Genomic DNA, 26,542 nt, shown 5'->3' on the forward strand with positions numbered 1-26,542 from the left:
TTGGTGACAGTGAATGAAGATATTTTAAATCAAAATAAATGATAATAAGAATTACTCTTAGTGTAATATAAAATAAAATTTAAGGAAGTGTTTATTTATGAAAAAAGATATTATGTGCATTAACTTTAAAAGTGCTGCCATGAAAATAATTTGTACAATTACATGCTTATTTCTTTTTGCAGGATGCAGTAAAGCAGCGCAAGAAAAAACAACTGATAATAAGGAAGCTTTAACTAAAGAAGTTACAGATATGTCAGGAAGGAAAGTAACAATACCAACAAAAGTTAACAAGGTAGTTTCTCTTAGCAACAATACTACTGTTGATTTGTATACTTTAGATCCTGATAAATTAGTAGGATTAAGTTTTACTCCAAAGGCAGAGGCTAAAAAATATTTAGGAGATAAATTTATTAATTTACCTGTGCTTGGGACAACCTCTGATAAAAAGCTTGATTATGAAAGCGTACTAAAATTAAAGCCTGATTTAATTGTTTGTTCAGATGAAGATGAGGTTTATCCAGCAGATGACATTCAAGAACAGTTAAAAATTCCAGTTGTAAAAGTATCAACAGATTTAGAATCTACAGATAAAGTGTATAAATTTTTAGGTGAATGCCTTGGCGAGCAGCAACGTGGAAAAGAGCTTGCAGATTATTCTAGGAAAACTATTGATAATATAAAATCTCTTGTAAAAAGTATACCTGAAGATAAAAAGGTAAAAGTATATTACGCTGAAGGTGGAGAAGGACTTCAAACTGATATTTCAGGTAATGTACACACTGAAGTTTTAGATTTAGTGCAAGGCAAAAACGTTGCAGATATTGCTGAAGAAAAGGTTGGATCTATGGCAAGTGTATCTATGGAGCAAGTTTTATCTTGGAATCCAGATGTTATTTTAGAAGGAGCTACAGCAGTTAAGGGAGATTTCTTTAAGAATGTGTATAGTGATCAAAAGTGGGCTAATATAAAAGCGGTAAAAGATAAGAAGGTATATAAGATTCCAGCATTACCATTTAATTTTTTTGACCGACCACCCTCAGCTGCAAGAATAATTGGAATAGAGTGGCTAGGAAATTTACTATATCCTGATTATGTAAAACTAGATATTAATACTGAAATAAAGAATTTCTATAAAACTTTCTATAATTATAATTTAACTGATGATGAAGTTAAATATTTATTGAATAATGCAATAATAAACAAATAAAAGTCTTATTTTTGTATAAATAATTTCACAATAAAGGAGTGATAAATATAGAACCGGTATGCAGGCTCCGACTTAGAAAGGGATTATTTAAAAATAATCTAAATAAGGATCTTAAAGATAATATAATTATTGGTAGTCTTATTATTTTACTAATTATATTGTTTTTATTATCTTTTACAATAGGAAATTATTCTGTTTCACTACCTGAATTAATAAAAATTTTTATAGGTAAAATACTTAATTTGCAAGTTACATGGGATGTTACTATAGAAACGGCTCTATTTAATATTCGCATCCCAAGAATATTGACAGCAGTTTTAATTGGTGCAGCTTTAGCTGCATCTGGAGCTGCATATCAAGGTTTGTTCAAAAATCCAATGGTATCACCTGATGTTCTCGGGGTTTCGGCTGGATCAGGATTTGGAGCTGCCATTGCAATTTTATTATCTTGGAATATTGTAGGTATACAATTATCTTCGCTTTTAATTGGGTTAGCAGCAGTATCTTTAACATATTTTATTGGTAAATTTCTTGGTAGAGGAAACAGTACTGTTTTAATTTTAATATTAACAGGTATGGTAATTTCAGCAATGTTTTCATCATTTATATCGGTGGCTAAATATGTGGCTGATCCTGAAACTAAATTACCAGCTATTACATTTTGGTTAATGGGGAGTCTTTCTTCTATACGAAACAAAGATTTAATAATATTAATATTTCCATTTGTTTTTGGAATGATTCCTCTGTTTTTAATGAGATGGAGATTAAATCTTCTATCCTTTGGGGAAGAAGAAGCACAAGCCATGGGGATTGATACAAATGAAACAAGAATAGTAATAATTATATGCTCAACTTTATTAACTGCATCATCTATTTCAATATGCGGAGAAATAGGCTGGATTGGTCTTATAATTCCTCATATATCGCGTTTTGTAGTAGGGTCTGATTATAAAAAGTTATTACCTGTTTCTATGTTAATTGGAAGTATATTTTTACTTTTGGTTGATGATATTGCTAGAGGTATTTTAATAAAAGAAGTACCGCTAGGTATTTTAACATCGTTAATTGGGGCTCCATTCTTTTTCTATTTACTGCTTAAATCAACTAGAGGTAATTTCACTCAGTAAATATGTAGATTAAATTGTAAAACTTAAGGAGGTGCTAATTATGTTAGTAAAAAAAGCACAAAAGTTAATTATATTTTCTTTATTAGTTGTGATGTTTAGTTCTACTTTGTCAGGATGTAGTAAGCAGGCAGATAGTTCTAGTAAAGAAAGTGAATTGAAAACAAGAACAGTTATAGATATTGAAGGAAGAAAGGTTGAATTGCCAAAAGAAGTTAAGAAAGTTGCCCTTTCGCTAAATAGTATTACTCAAATGGTTTATATGCTTGGAGCTGGTAATAAAATAGTTGCAACACAAACTAATATTAAGTCAATACCACTCTTAGTTAAAATTTATCCTAATGCAATAAATATTCCAGCGCCTTTTGATACAAAGCTCAATTCAGAAGCATTAATTAATACAAATCCAGATGTAGTTATAATGGATGGGGAAAGCAATGATGCGCTAAGAGATCAAATCGCATCACTTAATATACCAGTTGTAACAATAAGTTTTCAAAGTGCAGAAAAAATGAGAGATTCAATAAAAATTGTTGGACAAACTTTAGGCAGTGAAGAAGAAAAGAAAGCAGATGAATTTAGTAATTACTACAATAATAACATTAAAATTATTAAAGATAAAACAAATACGCTTTCGGAAAAGGATAAGGTTAAAGTATATTATTGTGCTAATAATGAACTCAATACAGAAGGTAAGAACACAATAGTTGATTCTTGGATACAAGAGGCTGGAGGAGTAAATGTTGCTGCACAAGCAGGAGTAGAAGGGAAGTTTAAAGATGTAACACTGGAAAGTATATTAAAATGGAATCCTGATGTGATAATTGTAAGAGATGCAAAAACTAAAGATTCTATTCTTTCAAACCAAGATTGGAATAATATTGATGCAGTAAAAAACGGAAAGATCTATGTTAATCCGAAGAGTATGTACCTATGGTGTGTAAGAAGTGCAGAAGCAGCGCTTCAACCTCTATGGGCGGCTAAGATTCTTCATCCAGATTTATTTTCAAATATAAATATAGACAAAGAAGTTAAAGATTTTTATATTAAAAATTATAACTATACACTTTCTGATGAAGATTTAAAAAATATCTACACTCAACAACAATAATTAATGCTAAAATACCACGAATACTAATTAAAGAAATACTGTAATAAAAGAAGTTGTCCAAATTATAATAATTCTGGACAACTTCTTTCAATTAAATAATGATTTTAAAATTGATTTAGTCTATAGTATTTAAGTCATAAGCTTTAATTTAATTATATTTCTCAAGCTCATCAATAAGTTCATATTCGACTAATTCCATATTTGTTTTTCCGATATATCCAAATTTTATATCATGAGAGCGTATAAAATTCATAGCCCTATAATAGGTAGCGTGATCCATATATCCTGTATAGAAGAAAACGTAATCGTAATTTATTAAAATATTAGGATCAAAACTTCCGTTAAATCCATTTAGAGTACGTAAAGTAGGATATTTTTCTCTAAATTTTCTTCTCCAATCCTTAGTGCCTCCAATAATAATAATATTATTTCTTGCAATAAAATAATCTAAGGTTTTTTTAGTAGATTCAGGTACGTAAGAATTATTTAGTTTAAATAAATATTCTCTAACTTCATTTAATTCATTTCTATATTTCTTTTCTGATAATAATTGATTTTCAAGTTCTTCTATTCTGCTTTTTAGAGTTGAAGTTTCAAAATTATGTTTCTTATTTAAATCATTTGTTATATTATTTAAAATTGTATTTTGTGATTCATTGTCTTTTTTCAGAGCATTAATGTTTGTTACTAAATTATTATTTTCTTCTTCTAATTTTTTTAGTTTTTTTTCTAAAGAATTTATTTCAAATAGCGATGTCTCAGTACTATTATTAAAATATAAATTTCTAGAATTTTTATACTCATTAATTAAAGATTTAATAAAAATACCGCTAATCAATGATTGAAGCAATACATCTATATCTATATTTCCGGTGTTTCTTTTTATGTAGGATAGTATTATTTCATCAATATTTAGAAAATCCGAATTAGAAAAAAGATAATTAATATCAAATTTATTTATAATAAAGATGTTTTCTAACATTTCACCAAATTCATTAATTGATTCTAGGTCACTTCTTAAAATATCCTTATAATTATTTATTTTACCAAATTCTTTTTTTAATAAATTTTTGATTTCTTGTATTTCTTTTTTATGAAGTTCAAGCTCTTTATCAATTATTCTTGTTATTGGATCACAAAATTCAAAATATTTCATATCTTCAACTATTGAAAGAACGAAACCTTGATCAACAATTTCTTTTGAGCGATATAGACAAAAATAAAAATATATTGATGCGTCAAGTCTAGCTTCTGTTTTTCTAGTGATTTCATCCATTTTAAGGTATCTCTTTGCTAAATCTCTTTTATCATGCTTTTTAACAGCGTTAAAAATTATAGGGTAAGATTTTCTTAATAAATTAATTATAGTATCTCTTAAAATATAGTCTGTTTCAGCGACTAATAGAATACCTAATGCTTTTCTTCCGTTAATTTCTTGTTCGAGTGTGCCTTGAGTCATGATAACATGTTTGATACAAGTTGAGCTTATAGCAGCATTATTATATTTGATAATATCTAATTGATATATTTTATTAATGTTTTTATTAAGTTCCTTGTTTCTGGTTATAGCAATGCTTAAATTAGCTAAAATATAATCTTTAAAAATTGAAGAGGATATATTCCATTCTTCTCCAAGCATTTTTGAAAAGTTTTTAATATTTAGATTATCTGAATATACTGTTTTTATTATGGATTCCATTTGCAAAACACCCCCTTGAAGAAATGGAAAAAATATGATATTAATATCTCATATGCTTTGATTGAAAATTATTTGCTACATAACTATATAAAATTGTATTAAACATTACGAAATGGTATTAAAAATATTATAAAGTGTATGCTTTGGTATTGCAATAACTTTATTTAAAATTTATAAATAAGAAATTAATAATTTATTGGAGAATATATGAAAAGTTTGATAATTAAGACAGAATACTTGAAAAACATATAAATCTGTCAGATAATAAGTATATTACTAGATGATTGAAAGGTGGATGTTTAAAGTGAAAGCAAGTGCAGGTCTATCTACTCAAGAAGTTGCTGAAATACTAAATATTTCGAAAAATACGGTTTATGAATTGATTAAAAGAGGAGAGCTTCCTTCATATAGAGTTGGACGAAAAGTTCGCATTGATGAAAATGATATTGAAGAATATAAAAATAAAAGTAGAACTAATATAAAGCAAAATATTCAAGTAAAAACTAATCAGAGAGAGGAGCCGATGGTTTCTAATTATAATCAGAAACAGTTTATTCCGGTTACAAATTCTAAAAAAGATTTTATAATTTGTGGTCAGGATATTTTGCTGGATGTATTAACAAGGCATTTAGAACGTCATCCCAAAGGGGTTCAAGCGCTCAGGTGTTACATAGGTAGTTATAATGGTTTAGTTGAATTGTATAGGGGTAATGTAACTGTTGCTACATCTCATTTATGGGATGGCAATACTGAAGAGTATAATCTTTCTTATATACCAAGGCTGCTTCCTGGTGCGCCATGTGCCATTGTTCATTTGGTCTGCAGAATGCAGGGATTTTATGTAGCGAAGGGCAATCCGAAGAACATTCACACTTGGACTGATTTAACTCGTCCGGATATATTGATGATAAATCGGGAGAAGGGATGTGGTGTTCGAGTTTTAATTGATGAAAAGCTTAAGAAACTAGGAATATCGCCTAAGTTAATTAATGGTTACAGAAATGAAGAATTATCGCATTTAGCTGTAGCAAGCACTGTTGCAAGAGGTGATGCAGATGTTGGGGTTGGAAATGAAAAAGCTTCTCTGCAGGTTAGTAATGTTGATTTCATGCCACTACAAAAAGAAAGGTATGATTTAATAATAAAAAAAGAAGATTTGGATACTCCGCCAATTCAAGCTGTATTGGAAATTCTTAATTCAAAAGAATTTCAGTTAGAATTACTAGGAATAGGTGGATACGATATCAGTGAGACAGGAAAGATTATTATGCAGGATTGAAAACTTAAATTTAATAATTAATCTAAAAATAAAACTTTATAGATTTCTTAGTTATAGATATCTATAAAGTTTTATTATTACAATATAATTTATTAAAATAAGTTAAAGTTTTTTATACTATTGAGATGCCGCCGGGTGAACAAGCAGCCCCGCAAGTTGAACAATCACTTGTGCATTTAGGAGTATCGGCTAATTGAAGCTCTTCAACTATAAAGGTGCATTCTTCGATTTCAAACTTAATACCATCGTTAAATGAAACTGAAGTATCGAAGAAGCTTATTTTTAACGGATAAATATAAAAATCACCATTGCCAAGATCATCGTAAGATTTTGGCTCGAATTCATAAACTTTCTTATTGGGATCAATTACTGTAACCTTATTCTTTGATGAAAGAAGAGATTCAATATAACCATCTTCAGAAAAATTAACTGATTTTATCTCCTTAAAGAATGTGTAATTATTTGCATCAAAAGCTGAAATATTTCCTATTGGAGTTGAAATAGAAATTGGAGAGCTTGGTTCGAAAGCTTTTATATTTCCGTTTTCATAAATTGAAATACCAAGTCGAACTGATTGTATGCCCAGAGGTGTATCTATTTCTAATCTTTCATTTGGCCAAAGTGACAGGCCTTTAACATTACCATTTTCATAAAAATATATTCCGGTTGTTCTTAAATTATAACTTCCAAAAGGAAAGGTTAAGTTTATTTCTTTACTTAAGTTATATTCTTGATCCTCGTCCCAATAAGCAGAAAGCTGTCCGTTTAAAGGAAAAATTCTATTGATATTTTCATTAGGGTAAAATGTGATTAATTCAGAGTTTATGATACCTATAGATGTTTCGATTGGTGTTTGTTCATTTAATGATATGCGTTGAATTACTCCATCTGAATAAAATGAAATTGATTTAATATACTTGCGTCTGATATCAATATAGTCGTATTGAGGAATTAAATCTCCGTATTTTGTTTTTAAAATATTAGGTTTTTTAGTAGTACAATCTTTTAAGTTACCATTTTCGTATAGGTTATAACTAGATATTCCTGAAATTGCTCCATAATTAGTTACAAAAGTCTCCATTATTATTCCTCCTCTACATTATATAATTAAATAAAATGCCTAATCTAATTAATTTTTTATTTTGAGTTGCGCGTAGGGAAAATTGATACACTGATATTACCGTCTTTACGAGTAATAGTATGAAAGTTGTAGCCCATATTAGCTAATTCTCTGTCAAACCATTTAGGTACATGATCACAAACGACTTCTAAACTTTCAAATTCCTCCTCTTTTAAAAAAAGGATTAAAATTTGCTTAGATGAAACTGTTCCGTCTTCTTGTAATAGTTTTTTTAAATCTATAGTGTAATTTCCGAACTTATCTATTTTTTCAGGGAAGAATTTGTTTGTGGCTTGAGATGCTAAGAGGGCTTCTTCTTTCTGAAGTTTGGTTTCAGAAATTAATACAGAATCTAAGAAATCACTTGGAGTTCCGTTAAGTTCATAAACATTGAAGCAATATGCTTCTAAAATACTAAATAGCTGTCCGGAAACCTCTTTTGCAACTAATACTTTACAGTCATCTAGTTTTTCTATTAAGTTTGATAGGTTTTTTCTTATATTAACGATACTGCTATTAGTTGAAATAGAATATGGCAGACTCTTAGATTCTATCCATTCTTCATTTTCTTTTTTATAAAGCTTAATTTCTCCAGTGTCTAGCCAAGAGCATGTCTCACTATAATCATTTAATAAAACTGCAATTGAATTCATATAAATCACTCTCCTAAAAATAATATAAATATACAATTAACTCAGACGCAATGTATGAAATTGGTCTAAACGTGATGTATTGTTATAATTATAGAAGGTATAATGCATAAAATCAACTAGTTTTTGCTACATATAATTAATTTTAACTTCAAACAAACTGACTATTATGGGAAAAATTAATCAAAAATATGTTGACATTAACAAAAAATACACGTAAAATGACTACAAAGTCAAATTAAACGACATCAAATTGTACCAAAACATATGAAACAAAACTAAGTGGAAAAAATAAATAAAAAAACTATTGACAAACTATAAAATTGAACGTAAAATAACTACAAGATCATAAATAAATAGCACAATTGCTATTGATTTCCACACAGAACTAAACAAAATGTGATGAAATGTGATATAGTAGAACAGCATACAAATAAACAAATTAATCATATTTTGTTTAGTAAAATAAAATTTCTTATACAAAGGCGTATAATTACAATCTCAGATAGTTATAACGCATTATCTTAAAAGTATAATTCTAAATACTTCTATTATACAAAGATGTATAGTTAAGTAACTTAAGTAGTTATAACATACAGTATTTGTTCTTAATCAAATCGAAAAATTTTCCTTATACAACGACGTATATTTAAATTTGTGTAATTAAGATACAAAAATTAAAACTTCATATAAGTTAAGTGCAACGGCGCATATATTTTATAATTATTAGATTTTACATCATTAAATAATAAGATTTATATTATTGAAAAATGATATTTTTAGTCAATAGTATTACTTCTTAATTATAATGATTAAAATATATATTAAAATTATTAAACTATATTAAAACACGAAGGGAGTTTTTATTATGAAAAAAATCGCATTCTATGGAAAAGGTGGAATAGGGAAATCTACTACACAACAAAACACTGCTTCAGCAATGGCTAAATTCTACAATCAAAAGGTATTTATTCACGGTTGCGATCCAAAAGCAGATTCAACTCGTATGATACTAGGAGGAAAACCACAAGATACTTTAATGGACATGCTTAGAGAAGAAGGCGAAGATGCAATAACAGTTGAAAAAGTTGTTAAAGACGGATTCTTAGGAATTAAAGGTGTTGAATCAGGCGGTCCAGAGCCAGGAGTTGGATGTGCTGGTAGAGGAGTTATAACAGCAATTAACTTAATGGAAGATTTAGGAGCATATACTCCAGATCTTGATTATGTATTCTACGATGTATTAGGTGACGTTGTTTGCGGAGGATTTGCAATGCCAATTAGAGATGGTAAAGCACAAGAAGTTTATATTGTAACATCAGGTGAAATGATGGCAGTATATGCAGCAAATAATATTTGCCGTGGATTACTTAAATATGCAAATCAAAGTGGAGTTAGATTAGGTGGATTAATCTGTAACAGCCGTAATGTTGATAGAGAAAAAGAACTTATGAAAGAATTTGCAGATGCACTTGGAACTCAAATGATACACTTTGTACCTAGAGACAATGTAGTTCAAGTTGCAGAATTTAATAAGAAAACAGTAATCGAATATGATCCAGAATGTAATCAAGCTAAAGAGTATGGTGAACTTGCAAGAAAGATTATAAATAATGAAAACTTTGTAATTCCAACACCATTAAGCATGGATGAATTAGAAGCTATGGTTGTTAAATACGGAATAGCTGAATAAAAAATAATAGGAGGTGTAGCAAATGCCATTAACGCTATTTAAAAGTGACGAGCTTATACCAGAACGTAAAAAGCATTGTTATATAAAAGCACCAGGAGAAGATATTACAGAATTTTTACCACTTTCAAATATAGAAACTATTCCAGGGACATTATCAGAAAGAGGATGTGCTTTCTGTGGAGCTAAGCTGGTTATAGGTGGAGTTTTAAAAGATACAATCCAAATGATACATGGTCCTGTTGGATGCGCTTATGATACTTGGCATACAAAAAGATATCCAAGTGACAATGATAACTTTCAATTAAAATATGTTTGGTCAACAAACATGAAAGAAAGTAATGTAGTATTTGGTGGAGAAAAACAATTAAAAGCTAGTATGATCGAAGCTTTTAAACAAATGCCAGATATAAAGAGAATGTTTGTGTATACAACATGCGCTACTGCATTAATTGGTGATGACCCTAAGGCTGTTGCAAAACAAGTAATGAAAGAATTAGGGGATGTAGATATATTTGTTGTTGAATGTCCAGGATTTGCAGGAGTTAGCCAATCCAAAGGTCACCACGTTCTTAATATTGGTTGGATTAATGAAAAAGTTGGAACAGTTGAACCAGAAATAACAAGTGAATATACAGTTAACCTAATTGGTGACTATAATATTCAAGGTGATGCTTATGTATTGCATGGTTATATGGAGAAATTAGGAATACAAATAATTGCTGACTTTACTGGAAATGCAACATATGATGAATGTCGTTCAATGCATAGAGCACAAGTAAGTGTTGTTAACTGTGCAAGATCAGCAGGATATTTAGCAAATGAGCTTAATAAGAGATATGGAATTCCAAGACTTGATGTTGATACTTGGGGATTCAGTTATACTGCTGAAGCTTTAAGAAAAGTAGGAGTATTCTTCGGTATTGAAGATAAGGTTGAAGCTCTTATTGAAGAAGAAATGGAAAAATATAAAGCTAAAATGGATTGGTACAAGGAACGTCTTAGTGGTAAAAAAGTTGCTATTTGGACAGGAGGACCAAGATTGTGGCACTGGACTAAAGCTTTAGAAGATGATTTAGGAATGACAGTTGTTGCAATGTCTTCAAAATTTGGTCATCAAGAAGATTTTGAAAAAGTTATTTCAAGAGGTCATGAAGGTGCTATATATATTGATGATGCTAATGAACTAGAATTCTTTGACGTATTAGAAATGGTACATCCAGATGTTGTTTTCACTGGACCTAGAGTAGGAGATTTGATAAAGAAAGTTCATTTACCATATGTTAATGGACATGCTTATCATAATGGGCCATACATGGGATTTGAAGGTGCAGTAAATATGGCAAGAGATATATATAATGCTGTAAACAGCCCAATGATGAAATTAGCTGCTGATGATATTGTAGCACAATCAAAAGCAATAATAAGTGAATCAGTTTAATACTTATTGAGTGAGGTGAAGATTGTGGAGAATAATGTAAATGAATTATATAAATATATTCAAAAAAAATATTTATGGCAATTCTATTCAAGAAATTGGGATAGAGAAAACAATATTAATGGTATTTTAGATGCAGCAAAAGAACTACTAATAACAGGAAAGTGTTCTTTAGGTGACAGTTTAACAGATAAACATTATTATAGTGAAGCTAAAATTGTTGTCAATGATATAAAAAGAGACTTGAAATTTATTGAAGGCTTAAATGAAAAAGGTGTTACAGAATTAATAGACAGAGTTAAGGCGAAATTAATTGATGTTACCGTTACAAATTCATTAAATGGAGAACTTAATGTTTCGTACTATTAACAGTAATATTAATAAACACAAAAGTATTAATTTAGGAGAAGAGGTGAAAGTATGTCTTGTTCTTTACAGGAAAAAGAAAGAAAAGGAATAATAAATCCTATATTCACTTGTCAACCTGCGGGTGCTCAATTTGTTGGTATAGGAATTAAAGATTGCATACCACTAGTACATGGTGGACAAGGATGTTGTATGTTCGTAAGACTATTATTTGCACAACATTTTAACGAGAATTTTGATATTGCTTCATCATCAGTTCATGAGAGTACTGCTGTATTTGGAGGACTAGCTCAAGCTGAAGAAGCAGTAATGACTATGATAGGAAGATATCCACATTTAAGGATTCTCCCAATTATAACAACATGCTCAACTGAAACAATAGGTGATGATATTGACGGACTAGTACTAAAATTAGAAAAGAGAATTAAAAAGGAATTCCCTGATCGTGAAGTAATATTAGTACCAGTCCATACACCAAGTTATACTGGAAGCCAAATAACTGGTTACGATACTGCTATCAATGATATTGTAACAAAAGTAGCTAAAGAAGGCAAGAAAAATAATAAAATCAATGTATTTACTGGATGGGTAAACCCAGGTGATGTAAAAGAAGTTAAACATATATTTAATGAAATGCAAATAGAAGGTAATTTCTTGATGGATACAGAGAGTTTTGATGCTCCAACTATGCCAGGTAAGGATTCATTTGCATATGGCAGCACTACTGTTGAAGATTTAGAAGACAGTGCTAATGCAAAAGCTTCAGTAGTTTTATGTAAATATGAAGGTGGTAAAGCAGCTAAAACTTTAGAAACTAAGTTTAAGGTTCCAGCAATAATTGATAGTATGCCAATAGGAATTAAAAATACAGATAAATTCCTAATGAATTTAACAAAATTGACTGATAGAAAAGTACCAGAATCTTTAGCTATAGAACGTGGTAAAGCGATTGATGCAATAGCTGACCTTGCTCACATGTTCTTTGCTGATAAAAAAGTTGCTATTTATGGTGATCCGGATTTAGTTTTAGCATTAGCAGAATTCTGCTTAGAATGTGAAATGAAACCTGTATTATTACTATTAGGTGATGATAATAAAGGATATTCTAGAGATCCAAGAATTGAAGAATTGAAGAATAAAGTTGATTTTGATATGCAAATCATTACTAATGCTGATCTTTGGGATTTAGAAAGCAGAATAAAAAATAAAGAAGTAGAAGTAGATTTAATCATGGGACATTCAAAAGGTAGATATGTTGCTATTGATAATGAAATTCCTATGGTTAGAGTAGGATTCCCTACTTTCGATAGAGCCGGAATATATAGAAATCCAGTTATAGGATATAATGGTGCTATATATTTAGCTGAAACTATGGCAAATGCATTATTCTCACATATGGAATATAAGCATGAAAGAGAATGGGTATTAAATGTTTGGTAAAAAAATATACCTATTATAAAAACTGATAAAATCTCACAATTTTATAATATAGAGAATATGTCCTAATTAAGGTATTAGGACATATTCCTTATTAAAATAATTTATTTAAAATTTATATTTAAGGAGGGCGATTGTTATGAGTAAAAAGTCAGATAATGACAGTAGTGTAGTTTTTCAAGGAAGATTAAGTGAACTGTATAGGTTAGCAAAGGAAGGAAAAATTCCAACAAGTCTTCAAGGTAGTCATACACGTCCTTGTAAATTTTGGACAGCAACCAAAATATTAAGTGGAATAAATAATTCTGTTATTATTACACACGGTCCTAGTGGCTGTGCTTATGGAGTTAAAAAAACTTATAAATTAACAAATTCACGAAATAGTGGATCAATATATGAACCTGTCATAAGTACTAATATGGATGAAAAAAAGGTGGTTTATGGCGGTGATAAAGAATTAGATGGAGCAATCTCAGAAGTAGATGAAAAATATCATCCTGATGTGATTTTTGTAGCATCAAGTTGTGCTACAGGCATTATAGGAGATAATATAGATGCAATTGTTGAAAAAAAGAGCAAAGAAATAAATGCAGAAATTATGGCGATACATTGTGAAGGATTTGCAGGGGAATACAGAAGCGGATTTGACTTAGTTTTTGAACAGATGGTAAAGCTTATGGATCCTCCAAGTAAAGAATTAAAAGAAGAATTAAAACACTCAGTAAATATTGTTGGTGGAAAGATGGGAGCTGAGAGAACTGAGGTTCAGACAGATGTTAAAGAATTAATAAGGCTTGTAACTGAAATGGGAGCAAAGGTTAATTCTATTATAGCTGGTAACTGTACCTTGGAAGAACTAAAGAGAGCACCAAGTGTAGCAGTAAATTGTGCTTTATGTTTAGACATTGGCTATGCTATGGGAAATACCATGCTAAAAGAGTTTAATACACCATTAAATTCTACAATACTACCTTATGGTATCGAAGCTACAAAAAAGTGGCTTAAGGGTGCGGCAAAATACTTACACATGGAAGCTGAAGCGGAGGCTTTAATAAAGAAAGAATTTGAAGAAATAAAACAAGAATTTGAAGAAGCTAAGGAAAAGTTAAAAGGAAAAACAGCAATAATAGAAGGACATGATGCTGTAAAATGTTTATCCATTGCACATATGTTAGAAAGAGATTTTGGAATGGATCCAATAATATATAATTTTCACCCTTGGAGCACTGATGCAAGACAAACTAGTATAGATTATTTGTTGGAGACAGGTATGGATCCTAAAATATTAATTACTAAAGGAACCTTGGCTTTTGGAAAATATGAATCTATGAAACAAACTGAAGAAGAATTAATGAGTTTTATTGGTGATTTAAATCCAGAAACTACAGTTTATTTTGGTTCTTCCCTAAGTTTTCCTAAGATTCCTGTTGTTGATTTAAATGCTATCTTAAATAGACCTAGATTTGGCTTTAAAGGTGCATTGAAGGTGGCGAAGTGTATTAACACAGCACTTCAGTATTCTTTTAGAGAGAGGAGTGCAATGTTTAAAAAAATAGTATTTCCAGAAGAAAGTGTAGGATTAACTTCAAATTCACTTACGTCTAAACTTGGAAGTGACCTTCCGGATTGTACTATGTATGGAGAAAGGAGAAGAGGAAAATGTATGATGAGTTAAAGTTTAGCAATTGTAATCATAGTAAAGATCCATTAATTGGATGTGCTTTAGAAGGAGTTTCAAGTGTAATAGCTGGAATAAAAGATGTAAGCATTGTAATACATTCTCCTCAAGGGTGTTCATCTACGGTAGCATCTGCGTTTGATAGTCATGAAGTTGATTTTACCAAGAGAAAGGTAGGATGTACGAGATTATTTGAATCAGATATTATTTTAGGTGCATCAGAAAAACTTACTAATCTTATAAAGGATGCTGACAATACGTTTAATACAAAGGTAATGTTTGTAGTAGGAACATGTGCAGCAGATATTATTGGTGAAGATATAAAAGGATTGTGTGATTCGCTTCAAAGTGAAATTAAATCTAAATTAATACCAGTATTTGCAGGTGGTTTTAGAGGAAATGCTTATGATGGGATAGATATAGGTCTTAAGGAATTATTGAATTTTATTGAAAAAAGTGAAGATAAAATTGCTAATACTGTAAATATAATTGCTCCTCAGGGCAGCATAAATCCAACGTGGTGGGCAGATTTAAATTGGTTAAAGAGCTCATTGGATTTTTTAGGAATAAGAGTTCAAACCATAATACCATATGATATTTCTTTAGAAGACTTAAAAGATGCTAGTAAAGCATCTGCAAACATTTTGCTGAGCCAAGATGTAGGGTATAAATTCTGTAAAAAGATGGAGGAAGAATTTAATGTTCCATTAATACTTAATGATATTCCTCTACCTATTGGTTTAGAAAATACAGCAAGATGGTTAAGGGAATTAGGCAAATATTTTAAAGTTGAAAAAAGAGTAGAGAAGTTAATTAAACAAGGTGAAGATTCTGTGATTAGCATTCTTAGAAGAAGGGCGCTTATGATTATACCAAGATATCGTAACTGTAAGATAGCAATATCAGCCGATGCAACCATGGGAATAGGCCTTGTTAGAATGTTATTTAAGGAATTAGAAATGATTCCTGAATTAATACTTTTAAGATCAAGTAATAGTGAAATGAGTAAAATTCTAGATAAGGAATTAAAAGAACTGTGTATTAATCCGAAAGTTGCTTTTGGTGTTGATGGTTATCAGATAAAAGAAGCTTTAAAATCTGTTTATGTAGATTCTATTATAGGTTCTTCATGGGAGAAATATATAGGAGAAGAAGTTGGAATTAAACTTGCTTTTGATAATTTTTCTCCTACAAACCGAGATGTATATGTTGATAGAGCTTATATGGGATACGATGGAATGCTTAATATGTTGGAGATAATAGGGAATGATTGGGAAAGGGCTTATCGATCAAAGGAGATTGATTGGGCAGAAAGTTTTAAGTAAACCTTAGACTGATAAAATATTGAGGAGTTATTGAGAAATTTAAAGCAACATGACGGAGGATTTATCATAATGGGGCCTATTGCTAGGTTATTGAAATGGCATGTATTTATTGCTATAGTAAAAGTATCGTAATTACATTAGGAAAGAAGGATGCATTTTATGGAGAATAATACCCCACTAACACCCCAAGAAGTTGCTGACATGTTAAAGATATCCAAGAGTACTGTATATGAACTAATTAAGAAAAATTCCATTAATTCATATAAAGTTGGAAAGAAATTACGTATAGATTTAAAGGATGTAGAAGAGTATAAAAATAAAACAAAGACTGTATTAAATAATGAGGAAAATAATTTTAAAGAGAGAGATACTGTTCAGTTAATTGGAAGCCTTAATAATTCGTATACTACTAATTATAATATGGCATCTCAATTTATTATCTGTGGTCAAGACATAATTTTAGACATATTATCACGTCATTTAGAAATGCGTATTAGTGGTATTCATAATTTAAGATATTATCAGGGAAGTTATAATAGTCTTTACTCACTATATAAAGGTAAAGCTACAATAGCAACAGCACATATGTGGGATAGGAAAACTGGATTATATAATACTCCTTTTGTTGAAAAAATGCTTCCAGGTACACCTTGTATTTTAATTAATCTAGCATACATAAATGTAGGATATTATGTTGCAAAAGGAAATCCTAAAAACATTTTGTCTTGGGATGACTTAGGGAGAAAGGATATTACAATAATAAATAGAGAAAAAGGCAGCGGAACAAGAGTTTTATTAGATGAACGAATACAGGAGATGAAAATTCCTTCTAGAAGTATTATAGGCTATGAAAGAGAATGCCTTGCGCATATTGCTGTTGCCAGTGCTATTGCAAGAGGTGAAGCAGATTTTGGATTAGGTTCAGAAAAAGCATCTTATCAAGTTAAAGATATTGATTTTGTTCCACTTCAAAAAGAACAATATGATTTAATTATTAAAAAAGAGGATTTAAATTTACCTGGTGTTAATGCTGTTTTAGATATTATTAGATCAGAAGAATTTAAAGCGGAAGTATCTAGTTTGGGTGGATATGATGTTTCTCGATTAGGGGAAGTAATTGGTGAAACTTAATAATATATTAATATAATTAATGACAATGAGGTCTAATTCATTTAATGAATTAGACCTTTTTTGTTAAGGATACATTAATTTTAGTACCAAGGCAGGTTTCATAATAATGGGATATTGCTTTAGTAATATATTAAAAAGATAGGAGTGGTTAAATTATGTACATGATTCGATCAATTATCAGACCGGAAAAGGTAAATGCGGTATTAGCAGCATTATTAGAAGCTGGTTATCCTCAAATTACCAAGATGGATGTATTTGGGAGAGGTAAACAAAAGGGAATAAGAGTTGGAAGTGTTGAATATGATGAACTTCCTAAAGAAATGCTTATGATAACTGTAGGAAATGATGCAAAGGATGAAGTAATTAAGATTATTATGGATAATGCCAGAACAGGTGATAAAGGAACATTTGGAGATGGAAAGATTTTTGTAACTGAAGTTGAAGAAGTTTATACAGTTAGTAGTGGAAGACAAGGCTTGTAAAAGCAAGGAGGAAAATAATTATGAAAGAGATAATGTGTATTATCCGACTAAATAAGGTAAGCCAAACTAAGGAAGCACTTTATGAGGCTGGATTTCCAGCAGTTACATTTATAAAAGTATTTGGTAGAGGGAAAAAATCACTAGATCAAGCCATAGCTGAGACTTTTATAGAGTCAGGAAAGAAGGTTCCAGCATCTTATGATGAAAGTGTCTCTGAAAAGGGAAGATTAATTCCTAAGAGATTAATCACATTGATGGTAAGTGATGATAAAGTAAAGACAGTTGTAGATACTATAATTGCTGTTAATTCTACGGGTTCTCCTGGAGATGGAAAGATATTTGTATTGCCAGTTAAAGAAGCCTATAGAGTAAGAGACAGAGAATCAGGAACTGAAATATTATAATAGTGTGTGTGTAAAATAATAAAAAAATAATCTGTATATTAGCAAAATATTAAAATTAAGTATAAACTAAGAAGAAAATGTATAGATGGTGTAAGTCCCGTAGATATGAAAAGCCTTTCTATAGGACTTACATTCTGATAATAAATGAACGAGAAGTAAATAATATTTAAAGGAGGCGAATTGTTGTGGAGATAATAAACTCAATAGACATAAAAGATAACTTATGTAATATTGAAGAAAAAACTAAAAAACATCCTTGTTTCAGCTGTGATTCTGCACATAAATATGCAAGGATCCATTTACCTATTGCACCTAAATGCAATGTTAGCTGTAATTATTGTTTAAGAAAATATGACTGTGCAAATGAAAGCAGACCAGGTGTTACTACTGAGGTGCTACAACCTAAGGATGCTTATACAAAATATAAAATTGTTAAAGAGAAAATACCTAATTTAACTGTTGTTGGTATAGCAGGACCTGGAGACGCTTTAGCTAATTTTCAAGAGGTAAAAGAAACAATTACCTTAATAAGGGAATATGATCCAGAAGTAACATTTTGTCTTTCAACAAATGGATTAATGCTTCCGTTTTATTGCGAAGAATTAATAAATCTTGGAGTTACACATGTTACAATAACTATTAATGGCGTAGATCCTAAGATAACAGGTAAAGTTTATAAATATATAGATTACTTAGGTATTCGATATAGTGGTGAATCTGGTGCAGAGATATTATTAAATAATCAGTTATCTGGACTTAAGTATTTAGCTGATAGAGGCGTAGTATGTAAAGTCAATATAGTTATGTTAAAAGGGATTAATGATAATCATATTGAGGATATAGCAAGGAAAGTTAAAGAACTTGGTGCTACAGTAACTAATATAATAAAAATGATACCAGTTAAGGGCAGTGTTTTTGAACAAATTCCATTATCTAGTGATAAAGAAGTAATGGACTTAAGAAAAAAATGTGAAGTACATATATCTCAAATGTACCATTGCAAACAATGTAGAGCGGATGCAATTGGAACTTTGGATGAAGATCAGTCATTAAAATTTGCAAATAATATAGAAGAAAAAAAGTTGAGATTTGCAATAGCATCAAAAACTGGCAAGGTTGTAGATTTACATTTTGGACATGCTACTGAATTTTATATATATGATTATAAAGATAATAATCCAATATTTGTAGAAAAAAGAGACGTAGATCAGTATTGTAATGGTAAAGAAGGCTACGATGATGAAGTAGATAAGTTTAAAAGAACAATGAATGTATTAGAGGATTGCAATGGAATTATATCATTAAGAATAGGAAGTAGTCCTACAAATAAATTTAAAAGTAAAGGCATAGAGGTTTTTATGACTTGTGAGGAAGTTGAAGGTGCTGTTTTAAAAGCTGCAGAATCAATTATAAAAGGAGTAGAAGTTGAAAATATTTTACGAGTTTAATGAAAAGAAAAGACTTGAAAAAATATATGGTTATTAAGTTTTTGTAGAAAATTATTTCTAGTGAATATTATATTAAGATATGTCTTTATACAAATGACTGGTTATAATTTATATATTTTTCGTTAATAATATAGTAATAAGAGATTTAATAAGGGCAATGAAGTCTAAGGATATATTTATTCTTAGGCTTTTGTCGGCAAAGGAGCCTATTTGATATATTTAAATAGGCTCCTTTATGCTGTTATATTAAAAAATAAAAGGATGTGTTTGGAATTATGAATGAAAGAAAATTGATAATTATTGATAAGACATTAGTTGTACTTAACCAAATGTATGGAAAGAGACTTTTGAGAAGAATTCCCCAGCTTTTTGAATTAGTTAAATTGCTATATAAAATAGGAAGTGATTATATTGAAATTCCGGGGGAATTGTCTGAAAAGTTACCTACATTGCCCAAGGAAATTAAAATAAGACTATCTAATGAAACAGAAGAAATTATTTCAGATTATAATGTATGTAATAATATATCAAAAGAATTAACTTTAAAGTATAAGAATATTAGAATTGTTGGATTAGATGATATTATTTTTTATGACTATAAAGAGATTTTTAAAAATATAAAGGAAAGTTTTGGCGGGAATTTGGAAATATGCATCAAGAATAAATACGGAGCTTCTACAGCAATGAGTTTAGAATGGTTTAGAGCTGGAGGTGAAAAAATAGTTACAACTTTTTCTGGAATAGGAGGATTTACTCCCCTAGAAGGAATCTTAGGATCAATTAAGTTTTTAGAAAAAATAGATATTCGTGGAGATTATGTGCTATTTCCGGAAGTACTAAAACTATTTGAAGAAGTAACAGAGCATGAAATTAAGCCTAATATGCCTTTTATAGGAAAAGATATTTTTAATGTTGAATCAGGTATTCATGTAAATGGAATAGCTAAAAATCCAAGCACATATGAACCTTATGATCCAAGTAAAATTGGAAGAGAACGCAAAATAATAATTGGGAAACATTCAGGTATTAGTTCATTAGAAATAAAATTAAAAGAATTGCACATTGAGTACGCATGTAACAATTTAAGCAAAATGTTAGAAGAAGTTAGAAAAATGAGTACTCAAAAGAAAAGAGGATTAGAGGATAAAGAAATAAAAGAAATATATATGAAATGCAGCAATTTATGCTGATTTTACTAATTAAATAACATACTTTCAAAATAGAATGAGGTGAATGAATATGAATAAAGAGAATAATTTTTTTCAAAGGGCTCGCATTGTTGATACAACATTAAGAGATGGAGAGCAAAGTCCAGGTAGAGCATTTTCAATTGATGAAAAAGTTGAAATAGCGAAATTCATGGATCAAAGCAATATATATCAAATTGAAGCTGGAATACCAGTAATGGGAGATTTAGAAAAAGAGTGTATTAAAAGAATTTTATCTAATAGAAAAAATTCATTAATTTCAACTTGGAATAGAATGAATAAAAGAGATATAATAGATTCGTTTGAATGTAATCCGGATATAATTCATATTAGTGTTCCGACTTCTGATATTCAAATATACTCTAATTTAGGAAAAGATAAAAAATGGGTTGAAGATAATCTTAAGGAATGTATATTTCTTGCAAGAGATAGAGGGTATAATGTTACCGTTGGATTTGAAGATGCTTCAAGGGCTGGAGTAAATTACCTTATAAAATTATGTGATTTAGTTAAAGGTTTTGGGGTAGATAGAATTAGATATGCGGATACTGTTGGAATTTTAATACCATCTATGGTTGAAGATGTTGTTAAAACATTAGTGAACAATACTGAAATAGAAATCGAGATACATGCTCATAATGATTTTGGAATGGCGACTACAATTTCTCTTGAAGCAGTAAAAAGCGGCGCAAAATATGTAGATTGTACACTAGATGGAATAGGAGAAAGAGCAGGAAATTGTGATCTGCATGAATTTCTTTATATATTAAATGCGTTTTATGGAAGAAATAACTCAAAGGAAATATTTAATTAAATATATAAACTCACTGTCGGGTATTAAGTATAAAGAAAATTTCTTTAATATTTAATACCTTATTAAATTATTAACAAATTAGGATGTGATCATTAATATGAAAAATAAAATATTTATAGGTATTTCATTATGTATAACAATAATTATTCTAATATTAGGAGGATGCGGCAATGCCAAAGATTCAAATAAAATAACAGATGATGAATCAAAGATGACAGCAACCAATGAACAAAATACTGTTGTAATAACTGATAGTAGTGGAACACAAGTTAAAATTCCAGCTAAAATTAATAGAATTGCTGATGCGTGGGGTGCTCATAATGAAATATTAGCCACCATAGGGGCGGCAGATAAAATAGTAGCTACAACTTTAACTCCGGAGGTAAGACCATGGCTATATAAAGCTAATCCAAGTCTTAAAAATGCAGTTACAACTTTTAGTATTGATGCAAGCGAAGTTAATGTAGAAGAGCTTATAAAAACTAAGCCTGATATCGTATTTATGTCTTTAAACAACAAGCTTGCAAAACAGATAACCGATTTGGGAATACCTGTCGTCCAAGTAAATTTTACAGACTTTGAAAGTTTAAAAGAATGTGTTAGATTAACAGGAACTATAGTTGGTGGGAACGCTAAGGAAAATGCTGAAAAGTATATTTCATACCTAGATGAAAAAATGAAGATGATAAGTAATGTGACTTCTCAAATTCCTACTGAGCAGAAGCCTAAGATATTGCATCTTGCTAGCTTTTCACCATTAACTGTGGATGGTAAAGATGCAATAATTACATCAGGAATAGAACTTGCTGGAGGAATAAATGTTGCTGATATTACTGGGAAGAGTAAAGCAACCTCGTTAGAACAAGTATTTCAATGGAATCCAGATATGATACTTATGGGAAGAGTATTAACTGGAAATGGAATAAAAAATAGTGCTGCAGTAAGTGAAACAGATAGTAGCAAAATAACTAATGATCCAATCTGGAATAATTTAAATGCTGTGAAGAATGGGAAAGTTGTTATAAATCCTGATGGAGCTTTTTCTTGGGATAGATATTCTGCTGAAGAAGCATTGCAGATACAATGGATGGCAAAATTAATCAATCCAGATAAATTTACTAATATAGATATGGTAAAAGAGACTAGATATTTTTTTAAGACATTTATGAATTATGATCTATCTGAGGAAGAAGCAAATCTTATGCTTGCTGGTGAACCACCTAAAAATTGATTGTGGTTGATAATTATAGTGTTATAAAATAGGAAATAAAAAAAGATCTCCAAGGGTTGAAACCATTTATTCTAGGCAGCAGTTTAGATGAAGAGATTTCAAAGGATTTAAATGGTTTTTATCTTGGAATTAGCACGCCAGTCTCTGAACAATTAATAATGGATAAAAGTTATGCAGGTTATAATGGTGGACTAAGACTAGCAGAGGACGTTTTTTCAGCTATATTAAAAGGTAGTAGTTAAAATCATGTTCGATCCTTTAAATTATGATATAATTGATTTTAGAAAAAGTACAAAAGGATTTAAAGTGAAAAGTAGGAGAAAATATGCTGGAAGAATTAAATAGTATTTTGGATAATGTAATATATTTAGACATTGAAACAACTGGACTTGATGAAAATAGTTCAGAAATCATAGAAATTGGGGCAGTTAAAATTAAAGATGGCAGTATAACTACTTATGAAACTTTAATAAGACCTAGAGGAAGGGTTCCTATTAGTATTTATAGTCTTTGCAGTGGGTTAAATGAAAGAGAATTAATGAGTGCAAGAACTTTAAATTCTATAAAGACAGAAGTTATGGAGTTTTTAGAAGATTTACCTTTGATATGCCATAATGCGAACTTTGAAAGAAAATTTCTTGCTTTTCATATTCCAGAAATTAAAAATGAAATAATAGATACTATGGAATTTGCTGCAATACTAGAACCTTGGAGAAAGGAATATAATTTAGATGCCTTAGCTAGAGATTTAACAAATATAAATAAAACTGAATTACATAGAGGATTATCGGATTCAATAGATACTTTGAAAGTAGTAAATTCTCTGCTTTTAAGACAATGGGACAGAGAGGAAAGGCGTATTTCTAAGAAAAATGTATCTTTATATAATACAATATTAAAAGATTATGCATATTTAAAAAATTGGCCTTGGACAAAATATTTATTAAAACCACCATTTCTTAGCATTGAAAATTATCCCTATGTCAATTATGAGGAAAATAAGATAAGTGAAAGCAACTTAAAAAAATTGCACATTGATTATTCAAAATTTGAAAACTTGCTTGAAGTTGAAGAAATTTGGAATAACGGTGGAGATTTTGGGTATCAATATAGAAAAGATCAAAAAGAGTTTTCTAAGAAAATCAGAGAAAACTTTGAGAAGTGCGAAAGAATTTTCATAGAAGCCCCAACAGGAAGTGGTAAAACTTTTGCCTATGTAATTATAGCAGCCATAGAAACTTATTTAAATAAACAGAAAAATAGAAAAGATGATGCAAGTTTTATTATATCTACAAATACAAAAGAGCTGCAAAATCAACTTATTGAAAGAGATATCCCAACTATACTTAAGAAGCTTATGTTAAATGATAAGTTAAATTATGGAGCCATGAAAGGCAAAGGAAATTATCTTTGTATAGAGAGAATTAATAAATGTGAAAGCTTGGAAATTGGTGAAAAGAGTAATTTATCTTTACTTTTCCTAAGGCGGCTTTGTGAAAATGGAAATTATGGAGATATAGAAAGCATTAATTATTCAATCCAAAAACATTTTGAGATGGATAAATATATAAATGAGATAAATTGTGATAGTGAACAATGTAATTTGGAAAAGTGCACACGCCCTTGTTATTTAAGAAAAAGATATAATGAGCTGCCTGAAGAAAATATAACAGTAATAAATCATTCTCTTTTAGCATGCTGGCCATATACCGAAAAAAAGAAGATCAACCATTTAATTATTGACGAAGGTCATAATTTAATGGAAAAGTGTTATGACTTTTTTTCGGAAGAATTCTCTTCGGCTAAATTAATAGAATTATTAGAAATGATAGAAAAAGGCCACCCGAGCATTTTGGCTATGCTATTAAGCTTAAATGCTAGCTTTGGATATAGGGAAACAATAGAAAAAGAAAAACTTGTTTATTTAGTTAATGATATCATTGTAAATATAAATATACTTTTAAATGATTTTAGAAGTATGAGACTCGTTAGCGGTGAATATAATTTTACCACAGAGTTTTTTATTCCAAGAGATGATTTAAGAGGAGCAACTAAAGCAATTGGATCAGAAATATCGATGTTAAAAGAGAGCATATATCCTTTATACAAAATATTAAATGATTATGTTTCAAATATTACATTAGATGATGAGATCAATGGTGATAGTGATCATAAAAATCTATCTGATTATATAGCAAAGCTCAAGACTAATTTTGATGTTTTAGATAAATTTTTAGAAAGCTCAGTATTTTATGCTAAGGTATTAGAAATAGATTCAGAATATAAAGATTTTTATTTTAAAAATGTTCCATTAAATGTAGGAGAATTAGTTAATGAGCATATGCTAAAAGATGTTAAGAGTACAACATTTTTATCAGCAACTTTTAGAATTGAAAATTCCTTCAATAAAATAAAAAAACACTTAGGGCAAGAAAAAGCAAATGAATTTGTAATACCTCCAACTTTTGATTTAAAGAAAAGAACAAAGATTTTTGCTTTAAATGATGTTGGAAGGTACGATGAACCATCATATATAAAAAATGTCTCTAAGTTTATATTTAATGCAGCTCAAAAAATTAATGGTCATATTCTTGTTTTATTTAATAATAATGCAAGAAGAAATGCTGTAAATGAAGAATTAGAATTACTTATTAGAGGATCAAAAATTGAAGTTCATGTTAGTAAAAAATCAGTTGCAGCGTTAAATGATAAGAATAGGCAGGTCATTATATTAGGAAGTAAAGGCTTTTTTGAAGGAATAGATGTGCCTGGTGATGCATTAAGCTGTGTAATGCTTGATAAAATCCCAAACTACAGTCCAGAATTTCCAATTTTAAGAGCTATAACAACATATCAAAATAAAGCATATCAGGATGTAAATTATCCTCAAGTGTGCATTAAAACAAAACAAATATATGGTAGACTAATTAGGAGTATATTTGACTATGGTTACTTTATAATATTAGATCCAGGTCAAAACTCTTATACTTTAAGAAATTTAGAAAGAGATTTAAATGGACCGAGTATTGAAATTTCAACAACTTCTAAAATCCTTTCTGAAATGGAATTTGATTATAATAATTGGAAGAGAATAAATATAAATACAATCATAAATAATATAAAGAAAAACAACAAAAATCTTCAAGAAGAATTTAACAATGAATCTAAAAAGCATAAGATGTTTTGGGAACTATATAAGGTTGATAATGGAGAATATTATTTTGAAAATATTAATTTTAAATTGAATGGGAAAATTTAATGAACTTAAAGATAAGCGAATTTAAATTTTCTAATTTTCTGTATTAACCCTCTTTACTTAATAACTAATATTTAAAAATAAATTAACATTATTAAAATTGTCAAATATTAATGCATATATGGTATAATATATATATATAATAATTTATAGGTAAAAAATTCGTATAATATTTAGGAAGGAGGTAATAATAAAAATTAGAACTTGAATTAATACCTAAAAAAATAAAATCACATAATAAAAGAGAAAAAGAGAGGAAAGTGTTTAGGGTATGATTGAGAATGTAGCACAACTATTACAAGAATATAAGAGTACAAAGGAATGTTTAGAAAGTGGGTTAAAATGGTTGCCTAAAAATGAATATGCTAAATCAAAGATTGAAGTTATAAACATGGTTATAAGAGATTTAGAGCAGTTAGAGAAGCAACTTAGCTAGAACTATAT

The 26,542-nt window shown here is 29.5% G+C and carries 22 protein-coding genes and 1 pseudogene; 20 read left to right on the forward strand and 3 right to left on the reverse strand.

Annotation, left to right across the window (positions count from 1 at the left end):
* The first annotated feature begins 97 nt into the window (after window positions 1-97).
* The 3 genes from COL3_RS15635 (at window position 98) to COL3_RS15645 (ending at window position 3,442) form a co-directional block, all read left to right on the forward strand.
* The gene (locus tag COL3_RS15635) at window positions 98-1,207 is read left to right on the forward strand and encodes an ABC transporter substrate-binding protein (RefSeq protein WP_008426395.1); all 1,110 of its coding nucleotides are present in this window, start codon (window positions 98-100) and stop codon (window positions 1,205-1,207) included.
* Between the two features lie 158 nt (window positions 1,208-1,365).
* Window positions 1,366-2,334 carry an iron ABC transporter permease gene (locus tag COL3_RS15640; RefSeq protein WP_347474377.1) on the forward strand — a complete coding sequence of 323 codons (969 nt, stop codon included), beginning with the start codon at window positions 1,366-1,368 and terminating at the stop codon, window positions 2,332-2,334.
* 40 nt (window positions 2,335-2,374) lie between these two features.
* Entirely contained in the window at window positions 2,375-3,442 is a 1,068-nt protein-coding gene (locus tag COL3_RS15645; protein WP_008426398.1) for an ABC transporter substrate-binding protein, read from the forward strand.
* 148 nt (window positions 3,443-3,590) lie between these two features.
* On the opposite strand, the gene COL3_RS15650 is transcribed toward COL3_RS15645, so the two are convergent.
* Window positions 3,591-5,141 (reverse strand): hypothetical protein, encoded by a 1,551-nt coding sequence (locus COL3_RS15650; protein WP_008426400.1) that lies wholly within the window; start codon window positions 5,139-5,141, stop codon window positions 3,591-3,593.
* 280 nt (window positions 5,142-5,421) lie between these two features.
* On the opposite strand from COL3_RS15650, the gene COL3_RS15655 reads away from it, so the two are divergent.
* Window positions 5,422-6,420: a helix-turn-helix transcriptional regulator gene (locus tag COL3_RS15655; RefSeq protein ID WP_347474378.1), complete on the forward strand. Its 999-nt coding sequence runs from the start codon at window positions 5,422-5,424 to the stop codon at window positions 6,418-6,420.
* A 112-nt stretch (window positions 6,421-6,532) separates the two neighbouring features.
* Here COL3_RS15655 and COL3_RS15660 read toward each other — a convergent pair whose 3' ends face one another.
* Window positions 6,533-7,501, reverse strand: a complete 969-nt coding sequence (locus tag COL3_RS15660) for a hypothetical protein (RefSeq protein ID WP_008426404.1) — start codon at window positions 7,499-7,501, stop codon at window positions 6,533-6,535.
* Window positions 7,502-7,557: 56 nt separating this feature from the next.
* Window positions 7,558-8,193, reverse strand: coding sequence for a Fe-only nitrogenase accessory protein AnfO (gene anfO, locus COL3_RS15665; RefSeq protein ID WP_008426406.1), 636 nt, complete (start codon window positions 8,191-8,193; stop codon window positions 7,558-7,560).
* 865 nt (window positions 8,194-9,058) lie between these two features.
* Here anfO and nifH point away from each other — a divergent pair.
* The 16 genes and pseudogenes from nifH to COL3_RS28835 all read left to right on the forward strand — a co-directional run bounded on the left by nifH (window position 9,059) and on the right by COL3_RS28835 (window position 26,534).
* The gene (gene nifH / locus COL3_RS15670; protein WP_008426409.1) at window positions 9,059-9,883 is read left to right on the forward strand and encodes a nitrogenase iron protein; all 825 of its coding nucleotides are present in this window, start codon (window positions 9,059-9,061) and stop codon (window positions 9,881-9,883) included.
* Window positions 9,884-9,905: 22 nt separating this feature from the next.
* Entirely contained in the window at window positions 9,906-11,321 is a 1,416-nt protein-coding gene (vnfD, locus tag COL3_RS15675) for a nitrogenase vanadium-iron protein, alpha chain (RefSeq protein WP_008426410.1), read from the forward strand.
* Window positions 11,322-11,345: 24 nt separating this feature from the next.
* Window positions 11,346-11,687, forward strand: coding sequence for a Fe-only/vanadium nitrogenase subunit delta (locus COL3_RS15680; RefSeq protein ID WP_008426411.1), 342 nt, complete (start codon window positions 11,346-11,348; stop codon window positions 11,685-11,687).
* A 51-nt stretch (window positions 11,688-11,738) separates the two neighbouring features.
* Window positions 11,739-13,124 (forward strand): nitrogenase component 1, encoded by a 1,386-nt coding sequence (locus COL3_RS15685; RefSeq protein ID WP_008426412.1) that lies wholly within the window; start codon window positions 11,739-11,741, stop codon window positions 13,122-13,124.
* A gap of 136 nt (window positions 13,125-13,260) precedes the next feature.
* On the forward strand, window positions 13,261-14,796 hold the full coding sequence (locus COL3_RS15690; RefSeq protein WP_008426413.1) for a nitrogenase component 1: 1,536 nt from the start codon (window positions 13,261-13,263) through the stop codon (window positions 14,794-14,796).
* Window positions 14,781-16,124: a nitrogenase component 1 gene (locus COL3_RS15695; RefSeq protein ID WP_008426414.1), complete on the forward strand. Its 1,344-nt coding sequence runs from the start codon at window positions 14,781-14,783 to the stop codon at window positions 16,122-16,124. Before COL3_RS15690 ends, COL3_RS15695 begins: the two co-directional genes overlap by 16 nt.
* 159 nt (window positions 16,125-16,283) lie before the next feature.
* Window positions 16,284-17,255, forward strand: a complete 972-nt coding sequence (locus COL3_RS15700; RefSeq protein ID WP_008426415.1) for a helix-turn-helix transcriptional regulator — start codon at window positions 16,284-16,286, stop codon at window positions 17,253-17,255.
* Window positions 17,256-17,410: 155 nt separating this feature from the next.
* A complete protein-coding gene (locus COL3_RS15705) occupies window positions 17,411-17,737 on the forward strand; it encodes a P-II family nitrogen regulator (protein ID WP_008426416.1) in 327 nt (108 codons plus the stop codon).
* A gap of 20 nt (window positions 17,738-17,757) precedes the next feature.
* Window positions 17,758-18,141, forward strand: a complete 384-nt coding sequence (locus COL3_RS15710; protein WP_008426418.1) for a P-II family nitrogen regulator — start codon at window positions 17,758-17,760, stop codon at window positions 18,139-18,141.
* Window positions 18,142-18,356: 215 nt separating this feature from the next.
* Window positions 18,357-19,589 (forward strand): annotated as a pseudogene (nifB, locus tag COL3_RS15715) (nitrogenase cofactor biosynthesis protein NifB); the annotation flags it as partial.
* Window positions 19,590-19,864: 275 nt separating this feature from the next.
* On the forward strand, window positions 19,865-20,779 hold the full coding sequence (locus COL3_RS15720; protein WP_008426422.1) for a hypothetical protein: 915 nt from the start codon (window positions 19,865-19,867) through the stop codon (window positions 20,777-20,779).
* A gap of 49 nt (window positions 20,780-20,828) precedes the next feature.
* The gene (locus tag COL3_RS15725; protein ID WP_008426425.1) at window positions 20,829-21,611 is read left to right on the forward strand and encodes an isopropylmalate/homocitrate/citramalate synthase; all 783 of its coding nucleotides are present in this window, start codon (window positions 20,829-20,831) and stop codon (window positions 21,609-21,611) included.
* Between the two features lie 97 nt (window positions 21,612-21,708).
* Entirely contained in the window at window positions 21,709-22,842 is a 1,134-nt protein-coding gene (locus COL3_RS15730) for an ABC transporter substrate-binding protein (protein ID WP_008426428.1), read from the forward strand.
* 56 nt (window positions 22,843-22,898) lie between these two features.
* Window positions 22,899-23,084 carry a hypothetical protein gene (locus COL3_RS15735; protein ID WP_035283913.1) on the forward strand — a complete coding sequence of 62 codons (186 nt, stop codon included), beginning with the start codon at window positions 22,899-22,901 and terminating at the stop codon, window positions 23,082-23,084.
* An 83-nt stretch (window positions 23,085-23,167) separates the two neighbouring features.
* Window positions 23,168-26,101 (forward strand): helicase C-terminal domain-containing protein, encoded by a 2,934-nt coding sequence (locus COL3_RS15740; protein WP_008426430.1) that lies wholly within the window; start codon window positions 23,168-23,170, stop codon window positions 26,099-26,101.
* Between the two features lie 268 nt (window positions 26,102-26,369).
* Window positions 26,370-26,534, forward strand: a complete 165-nt coding sequence (locus COL3_RS28835; protein WP_008426432.1) for a hypothetical protein — start codon at window positions 26,370-26,372, stop codon at window positions 26,532-26,534.
* The last annotated feature ends 8 nt before the right edge of the window (window positions 26,535-26,542 follow it).

This window comes from Clostridium sp. LS (genome assembly GCF_002760435.1).
GTDB lineage: Bacteria > Bacillota > Clostridia > Clostridiales > Clostridiaceae > Clostridium.

Excerpts from the sequence above, each read along its gene's own strand:
- COL3_RS15705 (WP_008426416.1), top strand. The coding sequence starts at position 17,411 with ATGTACATGATTCGATCAATTATCAGACCGGAAAAGGTAAATGCGGTA.
- COL3_RS15635 (WP_008426395.1), top strand. The coding sequence starts at position 98 with ATGAAAAAAGATATTATGTGCATTAACTTTAAAAGTGCTGCCATGAAA.
- COL3_RS15690 (WP_008426413.1), top strand. The coding sequence starts at position 13,261 with ATGAGTAAAAAGTCAGATAATGACAGTAGTGTAGTTTTTCAAGGAAGA.
- COL3_RS15730 (WP_008426428.1), top strand. The coding sequence starts at position 21,709 with ATGAAAAATAAAATATTTATAGGTATTTCATTATGTATAACAATAATT.
- COL3_RS15650 (WP_008426400.1), bottom strand. The coding sequence starts at position 5,141 with ATGGAATCCATAATAAAAACAGTATATTCAGATAATCTAAATATTAAA.
- COL3_RS28835 (WP_008426432.1), top strand. The coding sequence starts at position 26,370 with ATGATTGAGAATGTAGCACAACTATTACAAGAATATAAGAGTACAAAG.
- COL3_RS15685 (WP_008426412.1), top strand. The coding sequence starts at position 11,739 with ATGTCTTGTTCTTTACAGGAAAAAGAAAGAAAAGGAATAATAAATCCT.
- COL3_RS15700 (WP_008426415.1), top strand. The coding sequence starts at position 16,284 with ATGGAGAATAATACCCCACTAACACCCCAAGAAGTTGCTGACATGTTA.
- COL3_RS15645 (WP_008426398.1), top strand. The coding sequence starts at position 2,375 with ATGTTAGTAAAAAAAGCACAAAAGTTAATTATATTTTCTTTATTAGTT.
- anfO (WP_008426406.1), bottom strand. The coding sequence starts at position 8,193 with ATGAATTCAATTGCAGTTTTATTAAATGATTATAGTGAGACATGCTCT.
- COL3_RS15695 (WP_008426414.1), top strand. The coding sequence starts at position 14,781 with ATGTATGATGAGTTAAAGTTTAGCAATTGTAATCATAGTAAAGATCCA.
- COL3_RS15660 (WP_008426404.1), bottom strand. The coding sequence starts at position 7,501 with ATGGAGACTTTTGTAACTAATTATGGAGCAATTTCAGGAATATCTAGT.
- COL3_RS15740 (WP_008426430.1), top strand. The coding sequence starts at position 23,168 with ATGCTGGAAGAATTAAATAGTATTTTGGATAATGTAATATATTTAGAC.
- nifH (WP_008426409.1), top strand. The coding sequence starts at position 9,059 with ATGAAAAAAATCGCATTCTATGGAAAAGGTGGAATAGGGAAATCTACT.
- COL3_RS15655 (WP_347474378.1), top strand. The coding sequence starts at position 5,422 with ATGATTGAAAGGTGGATGTTTAAAGTGAAAGCAAGTGCAGGTCTATCT.
- COL3_RS15725 (WP_008426425.1), top strand. The coding sequence starts at position 20,829 with ATGAATAAAGAGAATAATTTTTTTCAAAGGGCTCGCATTGTTGATACA.
- vnfD (WP_008426410.1), top strand. The coding sequence starts at position 9,906 with ATGCCATTAACGCTATTTAAAAGTGACGAGCTTATACCAGAACGTAAA.
- COL3_RS15720 (WP_008426422.1), top strand. The coding sequence starts at position 19,865 with ATGAATGAAAGAAAATTGATAATTATTGATAAGACATTAGTTGTACTT.
- COL3_RS15710 (WP_008426418.1), top strand. The coding sequence starts at position 17,758 with ATGAAAGAGATAATGTGTATTATCCGACTAAATAAGGTAAGCCAAACT.